We start from the raw sequence: 16,434 nt of genomic DNA, 5'->3' as shown, positions 1-16,434 counted from the left end.
TTTTAAACGCAAACCGTGTACAGTACGCTTATATGCAAATCCCGCCTCGACCATGACCGCAAGAAACATCTTTGGAAAAACACTTATCCCCTGCTGCTTCGCGCCTGTCACCGGATTCTACCGCGATGGCTATTGCCACACCGCAGGTAGCGACCCCGGCAACCACAGCGTCTGCGCGCAAATGACTGCCGAATTTTTACGCTTCAGTAAGCGCCAAGGCAACGACCTCATGACGCCACGCCCGGAGTGGGGCTTCCCCGGCCTGCAACCTGGCGATCGCTGGTGCTTATGCGCTGAACGCTGGTACGAAGCTTACCAAGTCGGCGTTGCACCGCCAGTATTACTCGATGCCTGCGACGAACGTGCACTAGAGGTTATTCCTCTGGCCGCCTTGATTGCTTACGGCATTCCCGAGGAAGAACGCTAATGAAGAGTATCTGGCAACGCATCCTCGACGAACTGCAACATATCGCGCCTGCTATTCACCAAAGTATCAATCCCGCTGCCAGTACAGCTGAGATCGCCTACCTCGAAAATACCCTTGATGTATCCTTACCCGACGACTTCAAAGCCTATCTTGCTACCTGCAACGGCCAGCAACACAACCACTACGAACACCTCGCCATCGGCTACAACGCACTGCTTCCGATAGACGACATCATTGCAAACTGGCAAATGATGAACGAGCTTTTTGCCAATGAAGAACCCATCGACCACCTAATCGAAAACAAAATAAAACCGCTGTACTGGAGTCCGCGCTGGATACCCTTTTCCGACTACGAAGCCAGTACCCGCCTGATTCTTGACCTTGACCCCGGCAAAAACGGCACACACGGGCAAATCTTCCGGCTTTCACCCGCTACAGACCTCGCAAACGACGACACCATTATTGCTACTTCTTTTGCTGGATTCAGCCAACGCATCCTCAACACCCTGCGCGAACGGCAATACACGCTTGAAGACGGCGTACTCGAAACAGACTGGCTTCTCTAATGATCCAAATATTCCACTTCGATAACAGCTACCGTAACCTGCCAAGCGCACTTTACAGTGAGCAGAAACCGACGCCGGTCAATAATCCGCAACTCCTGATGTGGAACGACGAGCTTGCGCAAACACTCAATCTCGGCAATACACCTGATACAACTACCCTCGCCAATCTCTTTGCCGGTAACACCTTGCCCGACGATGCACAGCCCATCGCCCAAGCGTACGCCGGACACCAGTTTGGCAACTTCACCATTCTCGGTGATGGCCGCGCTATCCTGCTCGGCGAACACGTCAACAACGGCAACCACCACGACATCGTCCTCAAAGGTGCTGGCCGCACCCCGTACTCACGCCACGGAGATGGTCGCGCAGCACTGGCGCCCGTGCTGCGTGAATACCTCGTCAGTGAAGCCATGCACGCACTGAACATCCCGACCAGCCGCGCCCTTGCCGCCGTCAGTACTGGTGAAGCCGTATACCGCGAACAGGCAGAAAAAGGGGCAATTCTCACTCGCGTCGCGCGCTCGCATCTGCGCGTTGGTACCTTTGAATACGCCGCGGCCAAAGGCGGCAGCGAACTGGTGCAAACCCTGCTTGACTACGCCATTGCCCGCCACTATCCCGACTGCGTACAAGCCGATAACCCCACACTCGCCTTTCTGCACTGCGTTGGCAACGCACAGGCCGAACTGGTCAGTGAATGGATGCGCGTCGGCTTTATTCACGGCGTGATGAATACCGATAACTGTGCGATCAGTGGCGACACCCTTGATTATGGACCATGCGCATTTATGGACAACTACGACCCCGCCACCGTATTCAGCTACATCGACCGCCACGGCCGCTACGCCTACGCCAACCAGCCACACATAGCGCAGTGGAACATTGCCCGCCTCGCCGAAACCCTGCTACCGCTCATCAACAGCGACAGCAAACGTGCCATCAGCCACGCCGAACAAGCCATTCACGACATGGGCGACTACTACCAAGACACATGGCTGAACATGATGCGCCGCAAACTCGGTCTGCTTAACGCACAAAAAGACGACGAAATTCTGATTAACGATTTGCTGGCATTAATGAATAACCAGCACGCCGACTACACCAACACCTTTGCCGACCTGACCAGAATCGCCAACAGCGACCACGAAATAACCGGTGATAATGATGCCCTGAGACACTGGCAACAGTGCTGGCGCACACGCTTGAACGATGAACCCGACCAACAAGCAAGCCTTGCGGCAATGCGCCACGCCAACCCCGTCATCATCCCGCGCAATCACCAAGTCGCACGCGCGTTGGAAGCAGCGGAAAACGGCGATCTGCAACCCTTCCACGACCTACACCACGCACTCGCAACCCCATATCAGGACAGCCCCGACAAACAACCCTATAGCGCACCACCACAGCCACATGAGCAAATCAAAAATACCTTTTGTGGTACGTAATATTCAATATACCTAGCTAGAGAAAATTTATGTTAAAGAAAATATCATATTTAATTTTTATATTTATTGTTTGCGGTATATTATTTTGCATTTATGCATATATGACTATAAAAAATAGCAATCTAAATAATTTAGAAATAATATTAACAGGAATTTTTTACCTATTTATACCTTATTTATTATTAAAAATAATATCTAGTTTAAAAAGCGATATTTGTTTTAAAGATAAGAATATTTTTTTTAATCCTGAAAAAAGTTTTTTCGAACTGCCTATCGTTATAAATACTGGACTAACAATAATACTTATATCTTTAATATCATCATTTATTATTACTATAAATAGTAAAAAAATATACATTGATTTTAGTTACAATGGATTCAATAGTTTTATAGAAATATATAGATTCTCTTTAGGAATATTGGCGCTATTAATACCTCTTGTAGCTTTACTTGCTGCAAATCACCGCTCAGAACAAACAAAAAAACAGATAGAAGTTGCAAATTCACAAAACAATTTTACAAATTATTTTAAACATCTAGAAGAATTTGAAAAATATATTGAAAAATCCGACTATAAACATGAAGTAAACATAACAAAACTACACATTGAGATATTCCCTCAATCTAAATTAGGGGATTTCTCCATTGATTATAATATAATTGAATTAATTTCGCAAGAAATAGAAAATAATATTTTACATATTAAAGAATTAATCTTTGAGCACAATAACCAAATAGAATATATTGATAGCTGCACTAATGAAATTACTAGTTTTTTTTCTATTATTGGCAGTAATGACAAAAATATTATCTTTAACGAGGAAGATAATTTTATCTATTTTTCAAATAAAAATAGAGAAAAAATATCCTCGAAAGATTTTTTGTATTTTTACGATGAAGCTCTAGAAAAATATAATATAGCTAGAAATTACAGAAATCATTTGTCAAATACAGAAGAATTTAACGAACTAATAAATACTATCCGGACAACATATGAAACACTAATATTTGCAGAAGATAACAAAAAGGAAAAAATTATTAAAGAACTTGAAAACAAAATAAATAAAATTGAATTAGGAAATAAAGTTAAAAATCTGTTTAAAAAAATACACGTTATTCCTATTGAAATAATAATAGAAATACCGGGCAATCTAAACAATGCTCTTAAAAGCATTATTACTGACAGAGAAGTTTATATTAACAATGATTATATGTACGAAAGCAGATTGAATAGAATTTCTTCCATATTAAATAAATATACTGCAATTTTAGAATATTTAATCTACTCTTATGAATTTAGCGACCAATATGATATTGAACGTATTGATAATATTCTTATCAAGCATATTGGAGAAAAAAATAGAACAGGAAAAAGTATATATATACACATCGAAAGAAAATTAAAAAAATAATCTATTATCAGATCTAATTAATTCAAGTTACTTTAAGTAAATTTTTATAAGCTCTTTCCAACCGTGCAACACCTTCTCTAATCTGTGCTTCATTGAGATACGAGAAATTGATACGCAGGGTGTTACTCGCATCCGCTTCAATGGCAAAGACTTCACCCGGTACAAAGATAACGTTCTCCGCAAATGCATATTCGAGGAAATCCTTGCTTGATTGGCCGTGCGGCATTTCTGCCCATAGGAACATGCCGCCTGCTGGTGTATTGAATTTGATCGCTTTGAGTGTTTCGCTGCTCTGCAATGCAGCCATGAGGATGTCACGCTGGTTTTTATAGTGCTGCGAGATGGTGCGGATATGCGCATCAAGGTCGTTGTTTTGCAAGTATTTGACCAATAATGCCTGGCTCAAATAACTGCTGTGCAGGTCAGCAGCTTGTTTAGCAACGGCTATTGCTTGAATGACAGGTGTTGGTGCAGCAATCCAGCCGATACGCAAGCTTGGTGCGACAATTTTCGAGAATGAGCCGAGTAGGATGGTGTTGTCCGGTATCAGAGCGTAGTAGTTGCTGTCGTGCGTACCTTCAAAAGTCAGGTTGCCGTAAGGGTCGTCTTCAACGATATACGTGCCGCTGTTTTTGATGATCGCAGCAATATCCTGCTTTTGTGCGTCATCAATGACGAAGCCGGTCGGGTTTTGATAGGTCGGTACGGAATAGAAGAATTTGGCGCCTTTGCAGACGTTTTCCAATACCGCCAAATCCAGCCGGTTATCCTTGAATGGCACGCCTCTAATTTCCGGTTCGTACATGGAAAAAGCCTGAATCGCGCCGAGATAGCCCGGGTCTTCCATGACGATTTTATCGCCGGTATTGATAAACACTTTACCAAGCAGGTCGAGCGCCTGCTGTGAACCGGTCGTGATGATGATGTTGCTTGGATCAACGTCGATATTGAATTGCTTTTTATAGCGGTTCGCTATGTATTGCCGCAGTACGGGGCTGCCTTCAGTGGTGCTGTATTGCAGGATGCTGCGGTCTTGCTCGGCAAACAAGGCTTCAGCGGCACGTGCAATGTCATCATAAGGAAATAATGCAGGCTGTGGTAAGCCACCGGCAAAGCTGATGAAATCAGGGTTGGCAGTGACTTTAAGAATTTCACGGATAAAAGACGGTTTGGTTTTTTTGATTCGATCTGAGAAGAGGTTGTCCATGGTTTGCCTGCATCAATGAATTAAGCAGGATAGATTATTGCTACTGCTAAAGGATTGCAATTGCCACTCTGATATTTATTCGAAATCCGATGAGCGTGCCTGATCGCTGATCGCTTTGGGAATGACTTTTTTACTGCGGATACCAACGTCGCGAAAACGCTCGACTGTACTGACGAGATTGCCGTTACCGCTGGTCAGGCCGTGCCATGTTTCTTCATAGGTATTCTTGGCGCTGTCGAGCTGCTTGCCGAGTTTTTCCATACGCTCGATCAGCAAAGCGAGTTTGTCATAGACTTTGCCCGCTTCATCGGCTAACTGTTCAGTGCTCTTATTACGCCGTTCCAGTGCCCAAATGCTGGCAACGGTGCGTAAAGTGGCGAGTAATGTGGTCGGGGTGACGACGGCAATTTTTTTGGCAAAGGCATCGTCAAACAAGCGTTCATCCGCAGCAAAGGCCGCCATAAAAGCAGGTTCAACAGGCACGAACATCAGTACAAAATCAGGTGAATGTAGGCCATCAAGCTGCTGGTAAGCTTTGTTGCCAAGGGTTGTTATATGCTGGCGAAGCGCAGCGATGTGTGCTTTGAGTGCGCGCTCGCGCGCGGCGTCATTATTGGCATTGACATAATCACTGTAGGCATTAAGCGAGACTTTGCTGTCGATAATCAAGTGGCGGCCTTCGGGCAAGTTAACGACCACATCAGGCCGCAAGCGCTGATTGCCATCACTGTACACGGCTTCGCGCTGATATTCTTCACCGGCGCGCAATCCGCTGCGCTCAAGTACGCGCTCAAGGATCAGCTCACCCCAATTACCTTGCGTCTTGTGCTCACCACGCAAAGCGGTGGCCAACGCATGCGCTTCGTTGGTCATTTCACGATTGAGCTTGTGCAGTTCACCGATCTGCGCTTTCAGCCCTGCTCTGTCCTTGCTGTCAGCAATGTGCAGCTGCTCTACTTTATGCTGCAAATGGTGCAATTGCTCTTTAAATGGTGAAAGCACTTCACCCAGACCACGGCGATTCTGCTCAGCTTTGCTGGTAAAGATACGTTCAGACAGCTGGCTGAATTCCTCGAGCAATTGACGCTTATTTTCTTCCAACAGCAGCAGCTTTTCTTCAAGATGCTGACGGTTCAGCTCAGCGGCTTCACGCGTTGTGGCTAGCAGGGTTTGCACATGCTGGTGCGTGGCTTGTAAGTTGTGGTGTTCTTCAAGTAACTGGCGGTACTCTTCCTGTTGGCGATTGTACAGGCGTTGCCAACCTTTATCACGCTCTTCTACTCGTGCAACCATCAGCCGCGCTTGTTCGAATTCCTTATTGTGCTGTTTATGCAGGGTTTCAGCTTCATTCAGGCGCCGACGCAGCCCGATATTGGCAAATAGCTCAAAGATACCCAGCAGTGCTAACGGAAAAGCGAACAACGCCGCCCACTTCAGTAATGGTGGCCACGGTAAAGTAATCCATTCGAATAATGCGTTCATGAATTCCATGATGTTGGCAATGATCAAGCTATTGTACAGAACTAAGGCATAAATTCAGGATCAGAGTTTGCTATAGTTTCCAGCAGTATTCTTACAAGGAAAACCAATGACTCAGGGCGTCACATTATTCATTATTGGCAATGAGATTTTGGCTGGACGACGACAAGACGTGCATTTTGCCAATACGTTGGCCGCATGTCAGGCACGCAGTATTCGCATTAATGGCGTGCATTTTTTGCGTGACGACGCAGATACGCTGCTTACAGCATTCCAGCAAGCCATTGCTACCAACCAAACGGTACTCAGCTTTGGCGGTATCGGCGCAACGCCGGACGATAAAACCCGTGCAACTGTTGCTGAAGCAATGGGCGTACCGCTTGCTTATCATCCGCAAGGGACACTCTTGCTCGAGGAAAAATTCGGCAAAGATTTTAACGATATGCGCCGTAATTTGGTGCTGTTTCCTGAAGGTGCAACGCTGATTCCCAATCCAGTTAATAACGTACCGGGCTTTTCTATCGGACAAATTTACTGCGTACCCGGTTTCCCGCAAATGGCTAAGCCAATGATTGAATGGGTACTTGATGAGTACGGCGCAACGATGAAACAACCATTGATATACCGCAGTATTCAGGCATTTCTTGCTGAAAGCCAGGCAATTGCATTACTGGAAAAGCTCGAAGGCGATTTTCCTGACGTGTCGGTATCGTGTTTACCGCAAATGCACCATGAGTTAGAGCTGGGTTTTGAGGGCAATGAAGCGCGCTGTGACGAAGCAATAACTGTCAGTAAAAAATGGTTAGAACAATACGGCTTTAAGTATTTCTGATATTTCTACACAACAGGTAGCGTAACAACTATAATATAAAATCAATAAATATCATATTGTTATGTAAACCCATTGTGTGTTCAGCGTTCTATTATTGATCTTGCTCTTTGTGGTGAATGCGTTCACTTTTTTTTAGGCCAATTGGCAACAAAAAGCGCAACGGATTACTGGCAAACTCACGCCATAAGGCTTGCAAAAAGCGCATAGGTTTGGGGAATTTGGCATCGTGCGCTCTGAGTGCAACGCGAATGGCCAGGGTAAAGCTCACCCATAAATTCACCATTCCAATCATCAGGACAAACAGCAGGTATTGCCAAAATACCGGCCACGTCATTGAGATACTGCTTGCAGCATAACCAAGATTTGCTGCAGAAAATGCAACGTGGCGAATATCGAGCGGTAAATGCAGCAGCTCACCGACAAACGGCGTCATGCCAAGTAGAACCCCAAAATAGAAATTCCCGTGCAATGCGCCATAGTGGTCGTGTACGTAATCAGCAAAGGCTCTACGCTTGCGGTCAGAGAGCCTGCGCCGCAGCCATGGGTGCTGATAAAGGCGATCACGCAGGCGCAGATATTCCGCGCGGTTGTCGTAATACCCGGCAATCAGGCCAGAGCAGAACAGCCACAGTGCAGCAATAGCGGCATACCACAAGGAAAGACCACTGATCGGATGGATGTTATTGAGTTCATAACTTGCCTTAGATGGTTCAATCAAAAATCCACCTTGCCAATAGCTAAAGCCATATGAAATCAGCCATGCCAAGCCCATTGCGATACTGACGTTACCGATCACGGCAATGGTTTGAGAGCGGTTCACATCGAGCAACAGACGTGCAATACGCCGAGCTATGCCACGCCCTTGACCATGAGTTTGAATGGTTTGTGCCATATAAGCAGCGGTCATCGCAGACTGTTTGGTGGCAATCGTACATCCGAACATATGTACGATTACAAATCCGATGCCGTAGTTAAGGCTTGAGAGTACAGCATAACCGAATGATGACAGATCAAGGCCGGCCAATTTGATTTTAATCAACGCCATGATGGCAATAAAGATACCTGCACCTGCGGCTGCGAAATACATTTTAAAATAATCACCTACGCCGGTTGTGACGTAGTGCTCACCGTGCTCACTTTTGTGCTGAGCAATGCTTTGGCTCAAGGTATTGACGCTGCGCTTAAACACCCCACTAAGGCTGCTTTGCAAAGCGCCTTGCTCGATCATTTGGTTGAGCAAAGCGAGCATATTTCGCCCGTATTGCTCACTGTCGCGGCTGCGCAATAAGGCCAATAATGCACTGATACGCAGGAGAATTTTTTCAAGGCGTACGAGTAAATGGGTGGTTGCCAATGAGCTGCCACTACTCAAGGCACGGCGACGCAATCGCTTTATCTGCGCATCGCACTGACTGATCATGACATCAATATCGCCATCGTCTTCACTATGGGTCAAATAGTGCTGAATGGCGCGCTGCAAACCAACAAAAGGTGAATCAATATCAAGCAGGCGACTGTCGAGGCGAACCAAATCAGGGTCAACATCCTCACTGGCAAGCCAAATAGCAAGCATTTCCACGCTGTAGCGGATTTCTTCATCAATAATCACCAAACTTTGCTGACGCTTGTCAGGGTCTGGAGTCAATAAGCTGTAGAGTTTAAGCCACTGGGTTGGACGTACAGCACGCAACCATGATTTATCCTTGCGCAAATCAAACACGCCAGCGAGCACATCATGCAAGTATTTACTCGAACGCGGCGGTGGATTAAGACGGTCATAAAGCAAGCGTGCACTTTGATTGATAAAGCCATCGCGAGCAAACATGCCGACGTGCGCAAAGCTGTAAAATAAATGCTGGTCATTGAGCCATTGATGAAAATAACCGGCAAAAACGGTGCTGACATTAGGACGACACTCCAAAGCCTCAATCAAATCGCTCATATGCTGCGAGGCTGATCCCCCTTCCCCGGCGCGAAACCACTGTACCAGCATCGCCAGCCCATGCACAAAATCCTCTGCCTTAACCAGAGCAAGCAGTAATTCATCAGCATTATAATTGGCGATGGCTTTGCGTTCGGCAGAGCTGAATTGGGGAATCACATGATACTCCGGTCCATTAAAAAAGCGCGCTATTCTAAAACAAACACCTCTACGAGTAAGGATAATTTTCTGTCATATCAACAAGAAATCATTCTTTTACTGGTTTTTTCAGACTCGGATATTCTTCCAATTGTTCCTTGAGCATACCTGCAATGGTTTCTTGCATCTGTGCGGCACTGGTTTCAGCCGGTAGTGGCTTGCCAATCGTCAGTGGAATAATCGATAACCAGCGCCCAGGCTTACCTTTGCAAATACCATTTTTATGGCTGAAAAAGCTGCCCCACATGTTACCGAGTGCCATTGGCACAATTGGGACAGGATTTTGTTCAAGCATCCGCACAATGCCTTCGCGGAAAGTCTGCAAAGTGCCATCCAAGGTAATTTTTCCTTCGGGGAAAATTCCAACCAGCTCACCATTTTTCAGCGCTTCATTGACCGCTTGCATGGCGCGCTCATAGGTCTCATTACATTCGTGGCGTGGTGCAATAGGAATAGCGCCAGCCATGCGGAAAAACCAGTTCAGCGCTTTAACATTGTAGATTTTGTGATACATCACGAAGCGAATCGGGCGACGACAGATAGCTGTGATCATTAGTGGATCCATATAGCTGACGTGGTTGCAAATGATAAATGCCGCGCCTTGTTCGGGAATATGCTCACGACCAGTAACGCGCATACGGTAATTGAGGCCGGTAATCGCAATAATGATGACTCGGAACACAAATTCCGGAACCGTGATAAAGATGTAAAAGCTGATGATGACGTGCAGAATCAACAGCAAAATAAAGAACATTTTGAATGTCCAGCCGAAGAAACTGAGCAAAGTCAAAGCGAGTAAACTGACAATGACGAGAAACAGTGAATTGATAATGTTGTTTGCAGCAATAACTTGCGATTTATGCCCTTTTTCTGCACGAGACTGAATCAGCGCATAAAGCGGTACAACGTAAATACCGCCAGCAAAGGCAAGACCAAAGAAGGCAAAGGTAGTGTGCCAGAATGGGCCTTGATCAAAAAATGCTGCAAAGTTGATCAAATCACTATGAGGCTGCTGGTCAACAGTGATGATTCCAATCAGGCCAATAGCGAGCAAAAAACCACCAAAAGGAACGAGCCCAGGTTCGATACGCCCACGCGACAACCAATGCGCAGCAAGTGAGCCCAGCCCAACTCCGGCCGAAAACAGAACCAGCAAATAAGTAACTACAGTACTATCACCACCGAGTACATCACGGCTGAACTGTGGAATTTGGGTCAATAATGCGCCACCAAGTAGCCAAAACCACGAAATAGATAAAATACATTGGAAAATAATTTTATTTTTTGCGGTATAGCGAAGCAAATCGACGGTTTGTTGCCACGGCTTAAACGGCGGCAGCGTTGTATGACTGCTTTGATGCTCATCACGGGGAATAAACCAGGCGCTGATCAAGCCAATCACTGCAGCAGCCATCATGGTTCCAAGCAAAATCCATTGCATGGTTTGCAAGCCAACTAAGTAAGCGCCAAGCAATGTGCCAATCAGTATGGCCAGAAATGTACCCGCTTCAACAAGCCCGTTACCAAGCATCAATTCATTTTCGTGTAACCGCTCTGGCAAGATGCCGTATTTCACTGGGCCAAAAAAAGTTGATTGCAAGCCAAGTAAGCACAGTACGATCAACATCAGCCATACTTGCCCCGTCATGAATGACGCCACACCGAGCACCATAATAATGACTTCAAACAACTTGATTTTGACGATCAGACCGTGCTTTTCAAAGCGATCAGCAAGCAGCCCTGACCATGCAGAAAACAGGAACATCGGTGCAATGAACAAGGCTGCTGATAAATTGGTATAAAGACTGAGGGTTTGGCTATCAGCAAGTGTAAAAGTAAGGTAAACCAGCAAGGCATTTTTGAATAAGTTGTCGTTAAATGCGCCGAGAAATTGAGTAATGAAAAACGGTAAAAAACGGCGTTTAAATAACAACATGGTAAATTCCTGCTGGTAGTTTACTTACTTGTGAAGCAATGGTTTGTTTACAAGCGCATTGGCATGATGACGTAGCGGATGTTGTTGTCTTCCTTGCTGGTCACCAAGCAAGGGCTTTCGCCATCTTCAAAGTGCATTTGGATATTTTCACCTTCAAGATTACTGACGGCATCAATCAGGTAATTGATGTTAAATCCTGCTTCAATCACATCATCACGGCTATTGATGATTTCAAGTGTTTCGTTAGCGGTTTCATTGTCCTGATTACGTGCTGCAAGTGAAAGCTGGTGGCTGTCAAATGTCAGGCGGATACCGTCGTGGCGGTCAATAAGCAATACTTTTGCACGTTGTAGTGCCTCAAGAAATGCTTGGCGAGCAATGATGACAGGATGTTGCTGATAATCAGGAATGACTTGCTCGTAGTTAGGAAATTGGCCATCAATGAGGTTGGTGGTGAAATTGTAGTTAGCGAGTTGCAAATTGAGGTGGCGGTCACTCAAGTGCAGCGTGAGTGATTGATCAAAGCGCCCAGTAAGCTTGATTAGCTCGTTAACGGCTTTTTTCGGCAGAATGATACCTCGGCTTTCCTCGCTGACGTTATCCATCTGAGTAAGCGCACAAGAGAGCCTGTGGCCATCTGTAGAGACAGCGTGCAGGCCATTGCCTTCACCAAGGGTACGCAAGTACATGCCATTGAGGAAATAGCGTACATCTTGCACAGCCATCGAGAATTTGACCTTTTGCATGGTTTGATTCAAACGGACGCTGTTGATCTGAATTGCATCGTTGGCGTCAATTTCTTCGAGCACTGGGAAATCTTCTGCAGGCAAAGTGGTCAACTTGAAGCGGCTATTGCCGGATTGAATGCAGAATTGCTCACCATCGAGATGGCAATTAACGAACATGCCGCTTGGCATGTGCTTGACGACATCGAGAAATTTACCAGCTGGTACGGTAATTTCACCTTCTTCTTCGATACTTGCTGGAACACTGGCGGCAAGGGTTACTTCAGTATCAGTGCCTCTGAGTAATAGTTGTCCGTTTTTAGCCGTAATATGAGCATGGCTGATGATTGGCGATGTTGTTTTTCGATCAACGATAGCGTTGATGTCGGTCAGGGTGTCTAGTAGTGATTCTTTCACAAGACTGAATTTCATATATACCTCTTTATCTATACTTCGTCGTCATCAGGGCTGTGACTAAGTGTAAAACTCTGCAAGCACATGATAGGTCAACTGAAATGGTTAAAACAAACTTTGATAGGTCTGTTCAAAAGCTGTGGGGTTAATGTGGATAAATAATGGCTTTAAGTTATTCATGGGTTATTCACAGGATATACAGGAGGTTTCAACCGCTTATACATGCATGCAACGCTCAGCTGATTATCCAGTTAGAGCCATCCGTAACCCTTTGTATTCTTCAAGAAAATCACGATCTTCCTTACGCAGTGATTCAATCTTACGACACGCGTGAATCACTGTTGTATGGTCGCGCCCGCCAAAGGCATGGCCAATTTCCGGGTAAGAATGGCGAGTGAGTTCTTTAGCCAAAGACATGGCAATTTGTCGTGGGCGGGTGATCGATGCTTTACGGCTTTTTGAGTGCAGATCAGCAACGCTGACGTGATAGAACTGAGCGACAACTTTTTGTATGTTATCAAGCGTGACTTGTTTGTTTTGTGCGTTGATCAGGTCGCTGAGGGCATTTTGCGCAAGCTCGACGGATGCCGGTAATTGCTTGAACTGGCAAAATGCATAGACTTTACGCAATGCACCTTCGAGTTCACGAACGTTTGATATGACTTTATTGGCGATGAAAAAGGCGACGTCGTCAGGTAGCTTAAAATCAAGTCGGCTGGCTTTTGATTGCAAGATAGCGACGCGAGTTTCAAGCTCTGGTGGAATCACTGAGACGTTTAATCCGGAGCCAAAGCGCGATTTGAGGCGATCTTCGAGCCCTTCAATTTCTTTTGGATAGCGGTCGCAAGTGAGGATAATTTGCCGCTTGTTATCAAATAAGCTGTTAAAGGTATGGAAAAATTCTGCTTGTGAACGGTCTTTACCGCCGAGGAACTGGATGTCGTCGATCAATAGCGCATCAACACTGCGGTATTGCTCGGCAAAATCGCGCATGGTTTTATTTTTATCGTTAATGGTGCGGATGTAGTCGTTGACAAAGGTTTCAGCGGTGAGATACATCACCCGAGTATTGCCGCGCGCGCGCAGGGCATTACCTGCAGCGTGCATTAGGTGTGATTTGCCGAGGCCGGTGCCACCGTAGATCAGCAGCGGGTTATAGTCGAGAAAGCCTTCGCCGACGTGTTGTGCTGCGGCATAAGCCTGATCGTTAGAGGGGCCAGGAACGAAATTATGGAATTGGTAGTCTGCATTGAGATTACTTTCAAAAGGCTTTTTCTGGCTTTTCTTTTTTCGGTGAGTGAATAAGTCTGGCTCTTCTATTTTCAGCTTGACGTCGTTGATGCCATGCTTTTTCAGTGCGAGCTTGATTGGCCCGAGATAGTCGCGTTCAACGGGTTCAAGGATAAATTTATTGGCTGCAATCAGGAACCAGCGTCCGTTCTGTTCTTGCAATTCGAGCGCGCCGAGCATGGTCAACGCTTCCTGATCGAGGATGGAGGAAAGGTTGTCGATGACATTTTCCCAGATGGATTGGCCGTTTTGGTTCATGAGCGATCAAGGTAGGTTGTCAGGGCTGAATGGAGTTGCTGATAGACGCGGGCAAAGCCTTCTTCCCCGCCGTAATATGGATCTGCGACGTTTTCGTCACTACCGCAGCCACTATCGAGCATTTTGATGATTTTACTACGTTGTTCGTTGTCGCCAGCCATAGCGCGGACATTTTCAGCATTGTGCTCGTCTGCAACCATGATGACATCAAATTCATGGAAATCTTCCTGACGAAAAGCCCGTGCGCGTAGATCACTGATATCAAGCCCGTGACGCTTCATTTCGGCTTGGGCACGTTCGTCGGGTGCTTCACCGATATGATAGGCGTGTGTCCCGGCTGAATCAAAATTTAGATCATCACGCCCGCTTTGGGCTGCAATATGGCGAGCAATGCCTTCCGCCATCGGCGAACGGCAGATATTGCCCATACATACCATCAGGATATTCATGGTAATTCTCCGCTGTTTTCATCGGTTTTCTCATTATTGCGCTCTTGTTGGCGCTTAGTCATTTTTTCAGCATGTTTTTCTTCAGAATACGGCTGTAAGGCGACGATTTTCCAGCCTTTTACAGGTGTAAAGTTTGCTTTGGAAGAAAACATGAACAATTTATTTGCGCTGTTTAAGGCAAATAGAGGAATGCTGTCCGGATTGTCCTGTTGGTACTGTTCAAAGGTGTAGTTATCGCTGATGTTGGTGGTGCGAATTTGCGCTTTATCGCTGTCGCTGGCCATCAGTTTGTTGTAGGTCATACCGTCATCAAACAGCCAACCACTGTGCCATTCTGAGTAGTCTTTTTCGCGTTCGCTACTGTTGACACGGTCATTGGTTTTAATGCGATACACATTGCGGCTACCAAATTCTGATTTGTAGCGCAAAATGGTAAGCATATTTTGCTCGTTGCGCGGGTGCAATGCGATCAAATGGCCGATACCGACCAGGCTCAGATGGCGGTCTGCATGTTCGGATACGAGGTTGCCGTAATAGACGTTGAGCCCTTCCATTCGTGCTTTAGCAGTGCGGTCATAGCTGGTGCTTGCAAGGATGACGTCAAAGCCGTTTTCTTTGATGGCTTTGCCGAGTTTGATCGTGAATGGATTAATACCGGAGATCAATACGCCATTCGGATTAGGATCAGCGACGCCGAGGAAATTGGCAAGAGGTTTGGCGGTTAGGCTTTGGATGATGACTGTGCCAATGATTATGGTAAAGACCAGTGGTACAAGTACATCACTGCCAGCCGAATCTTCAAGCTTAAGTACAAATAATGAAGAGACTGCAGCTGCGACGATACCGCGTGGAGCAATCCAGCTGATCAGCAGCTTTTCGTTGCGAGTGAGCTTGGAGCCGAGTGCTGAAACCCATACCGATAATGGGCGTGCAATAAACATGATGGCGAGTAGGACGAGAATGCCTTGGAAACCCATGCGGGCAAAGCCATCGAAACTGATGCGTGCTGAAAGTACGATAAATAGCATCGAAATGATGATCAGTGACAAACTTTCTTTGAAATCAAGGATGTCATCGGTCTGTAGGTTGCGAATATTGGCGAGTACCATACCCATTACCGTGACAGACAGCAGACCAGATTCTTCGATAAAGTAGTTGGATACAGAAAAGACGATCAGCACCAGCGCAAGGGTAAAGACATTGTGCAGGTATTCCGGTATCCAGTGGCGCTTGAGTAGCGTCGCGAGGAACAATGCGGAAATAGTGCCTAAAGAAAAACCTTCAATGATGGTTTTGGCAAAAATCAGCGGAGAATGCCCGGCAATGATATATTCATAGACGAGTACGACAAGCAATGCGCCGATTGGGTCAATGACTACGCCTTCCCAGCGCAGAATATTGCTGATGGTTTTATTCGGGCGCACACTACGCAACAGCGGCACAATAACGGTGGGGCCGGTAACTGAAACCAGCGCACCAAACAGTAGCGCCAGCTCAATACTCATATCCATAAACAACCATGCAGCGGTCATTGCTACAGCGATGGTAATAAGAACGCCGATGGTGACGAGGTTGGTGACTACCCGTCCGTGGCTTTTGATTTCCTGAAATTTCAGGGTCAATGCACCTTCAAACAGGATGATAGCAACGCCGAGCGAGACAAACGGAAACAGCAAATCGCCGAGCACTTCGTCGGGATTGAACCAATGTAAGGTTGGACCCAGCAGAATGCCGATTGCAAGCAGGTAAATAATAGCCGGTTTTTTGCTGAACCAGCCGAGCCACTGGGCACCAATACCCAATGCAAGCAGGCTTGATATCATCAAGCCAAGGTGTTCTGTCATATTGTGAAAC

Annotated in this window: 13 protein-coding genes; 5 read left to right on the top strand and 8 right to left on the bottom strand. The window is 46.2% G+C overall.

Annotation, left to right across the window (positions count from 1 at the left end):
• The first annotated feature begins 52 nt into the window (after window positions 1-52).
• The 4 genes from KRX19_02660 to KRX19_02645 are packed head-to-tail and all read left to right on the top strand — an operon-like array spanning window position 53 to window position 3,850.
• Window positions 53-427 carry a DUF2237 domain-containing protein gene (locus tag KRX19_02660; GenBank protein MBV7433916.1) on the top strand — a complete coding sequence of 125 codons (375 nt, stop codon included), beginning with the start codon at window positions 53-55 and terminating at the stop codon, window positions 425-427.
• A complete protein-coding gene (locus KRX19_02655) occupies window positions 427-993 on the top strand; it encodes an SMI1/KNR4 family protein (protein MBV7433915.1) in 567 nt (188 codons plus the stop codon). Before KRX19_02660 ends, KRX19_02655 begins: the two co-directional genes overlap by 1 nt.
• Window positions 993-2,438: a YdiU family protein gene (locus KRX19_02650; GenBank protein MBV7433914.1), complete on the top strand. Its 1,446-nt coding sequence runs from the start codon at window positions 993-995 to the stop codon at window positions 2,436-2,438. The genes KRX19_02655 and KRX19_02650 overlap by 1 nt, the downstream gene beginning before the upstream one ends.
• 29 nt (window positions 2,439-2,467) lie before the next feature.
• Window positions 2,468-3,850 (top strand): hypothetical protein, encoded by a 1,383-nt coding sequence (locus tag KRX19_02645; GenBank protein ID MBV7433913.1) that lies wholly within the window; start codon window positions 2,468-2,470, stop codon window positions 3,848-3,850.
• A 22-nt stretch (window positions 3,851-3,872) separates the two neighbouring features.
• Here KRX19_02645 and KRX19_02640 read toward each other — a convergent pair whose 3' ends face one another.
• Both KRX19_02640 and rmuC read right to left on the bottom strand, forming a co-directional pair.
• Window positions 3,873-5,057, bottom strand: a complete 1,185-nt coding sequence (locus KRX19_02640) for a PLP-dependent aminotransferase family protein (protein ID MBV7433912.1) — start codon at window positions 5,055-5,057, stop codon at window positions 3,873-3,875.
• 75 nt (window positions 5,058-5,132) lie between these two features.
• Window positions 5,133-6,539: a DNA recombination protein RmuC gene (rmuC, locus tag KRX19_02635; GenBank protein ID MBV7433911.1), complete on the bottom strand. Its 1,407-nt coding sequence runs from the start codon at window positions 6,537-6,539 to the stop codon at window positions 5,133-5,135.
• 106 nt (window positions 6,540-6,645) lie between these two features.
• On the opposite strand from rmuC, the gene KRX19_02630 reads away from it, so the two are divergent.
• Window positions 6,646-7,368, top strand: coding sequence for a competence/damage-inducible protein A (locus KRX19_02630; protein MBV7433910.1), 723 nt, complete (start codon window positions 6,646-6,648; stop codon window positions 7,366-7,368).
• 91 nt (window positions 7,369-7,459) lie between these two features.
• On the opposite strand, the gene KRX19_02625 is transcribed toward KRX19_02630, so the two are convergent.
• From KRX19_02625 to KRX19_02600, 6 genes are all read right to left on the bottom strand, one after another.
• Entirely contained in the window at window positions 7,460-9,469 is a 2,010-nt protein-coding gene (locus KRX19_02625) for a site-specific recombinase (protein MBV7433909.1), read from the bottom strand.
• An 88-nt stretch (window positions 9,470-9,557) separates the two neighbouring features.
• Entirely contained in the window at window positions 9,558-11,444 is a 1,887-nt protein-coding gene (locus tag KRX19_02620) for an MFS transporter (GenBank protein ID MBV7433908.1), read from the bottom strand.
• 47 nt (window positions 11,445-11,491) lie between these two features.
• Window positions 11,492-12,601, bottom strand: a complete 1,110-nt coding sequence (gene dnaN, locus KRX19_02615; protein MBV7433907.1) for a DNA polymerase III subunit beta — start codon at window positions 12,599-12,601, stop codon at window positions 11,492-11,494.
• Window positions 12,602-12,826: 225 nt separating this feature from the next.
• Window positions 12,827-14,131: a chromosomal replication initiator protein DnaA gene (dnaA, locus tag KRX19_02610; protein MBV7433906.1), complete on the bottom strand. Its 1,305-nt coding sequence runs from the start codon at window positions 14,129-14,131 to the stop codon at window positions 12,827-12,829.
• Complete coding sequence (locus tag KRX19_02605) at window positions 14,128-14,580, bottom strand: low molecular weight phosphotyrosine protein phosphatase (protein ID MBV7433905.1); 453 nt, start codon at window positions 14,578-14,580, stop codon at window positions 14,128-14,130. Before KRX19_02605 ends, dnaA begins: the two co-directional genes overlap by 4 nt.
• Window positions 14,577-16,424, bottom strand: a complete 1,848-nt coding sequence (locus KRX19_02600; GenBank protein ID MBV7433904.1) for a sodium:proton antiporter — start codon at window positions 16,422-16,424, stop codon at window positions 14,577-14,579. The genes KRX19_02605 and KRX19_02600 overlap by 4 nt, the downstream gene beginning before the upstream one ends.
• Window positions 16,425-16,434 lie beyond the last annotated feature (10 nt).

It is taken from the genome of Cardiobacteriaceae bacterium TAE3-ERU3 (assembly GCA_019218315.1).
In the GTDB taxonomy this organism is placed as follows: Bacteria; Pseudomonadota; Gammaproteobacteria; order Cardiobacteriales; family Cardiobacteriaceae; genus JAHUUI01.
This window is presented reverse-complemented; position numbering and strand designations above follow the sequence as displayed.

Coding starts and splice junctions, on each gene's coding strand:
- KRX19_02620 (MBV7433908.1), bottom strand. CDS start 11,444: ATGTTGTTATTTAAACGCCGTTTTTTACCGTTTTTCATTACTCAATTT.
- KRX19_02650 (MBV7433914.1), top strand. CDS start 993: ATGATCCAAATATTCCACTTCGATAACAGCTACCGTAACCTGCCAAGC.
- KRX19_02640 (MBV7433912.1), bottom strand. CDS start 5,057: ATGGACAACCTCTTCTCAGATCGAATCAAAAAAACCAAACCGTCTTTT.
- KRX19_02630 (MBV7433910.1), top strand. CDS start 6,646: ATGACTCAGGGCGTCACATTATTCATTATTGGCAATGAGATTTTGGCT.
- KRX19_02600 (MBV7433904.1), bottom strand. CDS start 16,424: ATGACAGAACACCTTGGCTTGATGATATCAAGCCTGCTTGCATTGGGT.
- KRX19_02605 (MBV7433905.1), bottom strand. CDS start 14,580: ATGAATATCCTGATGGTATGTATGGGCAATATCTGCCGTTCGCCGATG.
- KRX19_02645 (MBV7433913.1), top strand. CDS start 2,468: ATGTTAAAGAAAATATCATATTTAATTTTTATATTTATTGTTTGCGGT.
- rmuC (MBV7433911.1), bottom strand. CDS start 6,539: ATGAACGCATTATTCGAATGGATTACTTTACCGTGGCCACCATTACTG.
- dnaA (MBV7433906.1), bottom strand. CDS start 14,131: ATGAACCAAAACGGCCAATCCATCTGGGAAAATGTCATCGACAACCTT.
- KRX19_02655 (MBV7433915.1), top strand. CDS start 427: ATGAAGAGTATCTGGCAACGCATCCTCGACGAACTGCAACATATCGCG.
- dnaN (MBV7433907.1), bottom strand. CDS start 12,601: ATGAAATTCAGTCTTGTGAAAGAATCACTACTAGACACCCTGACCGAC.
- KRX19_02660 (MBV7433916.1), top strand. CDS start 53: ATGACCGCAAGAAACATCTTTGGAAAAACACTTATCCCCTGCTGCTTC.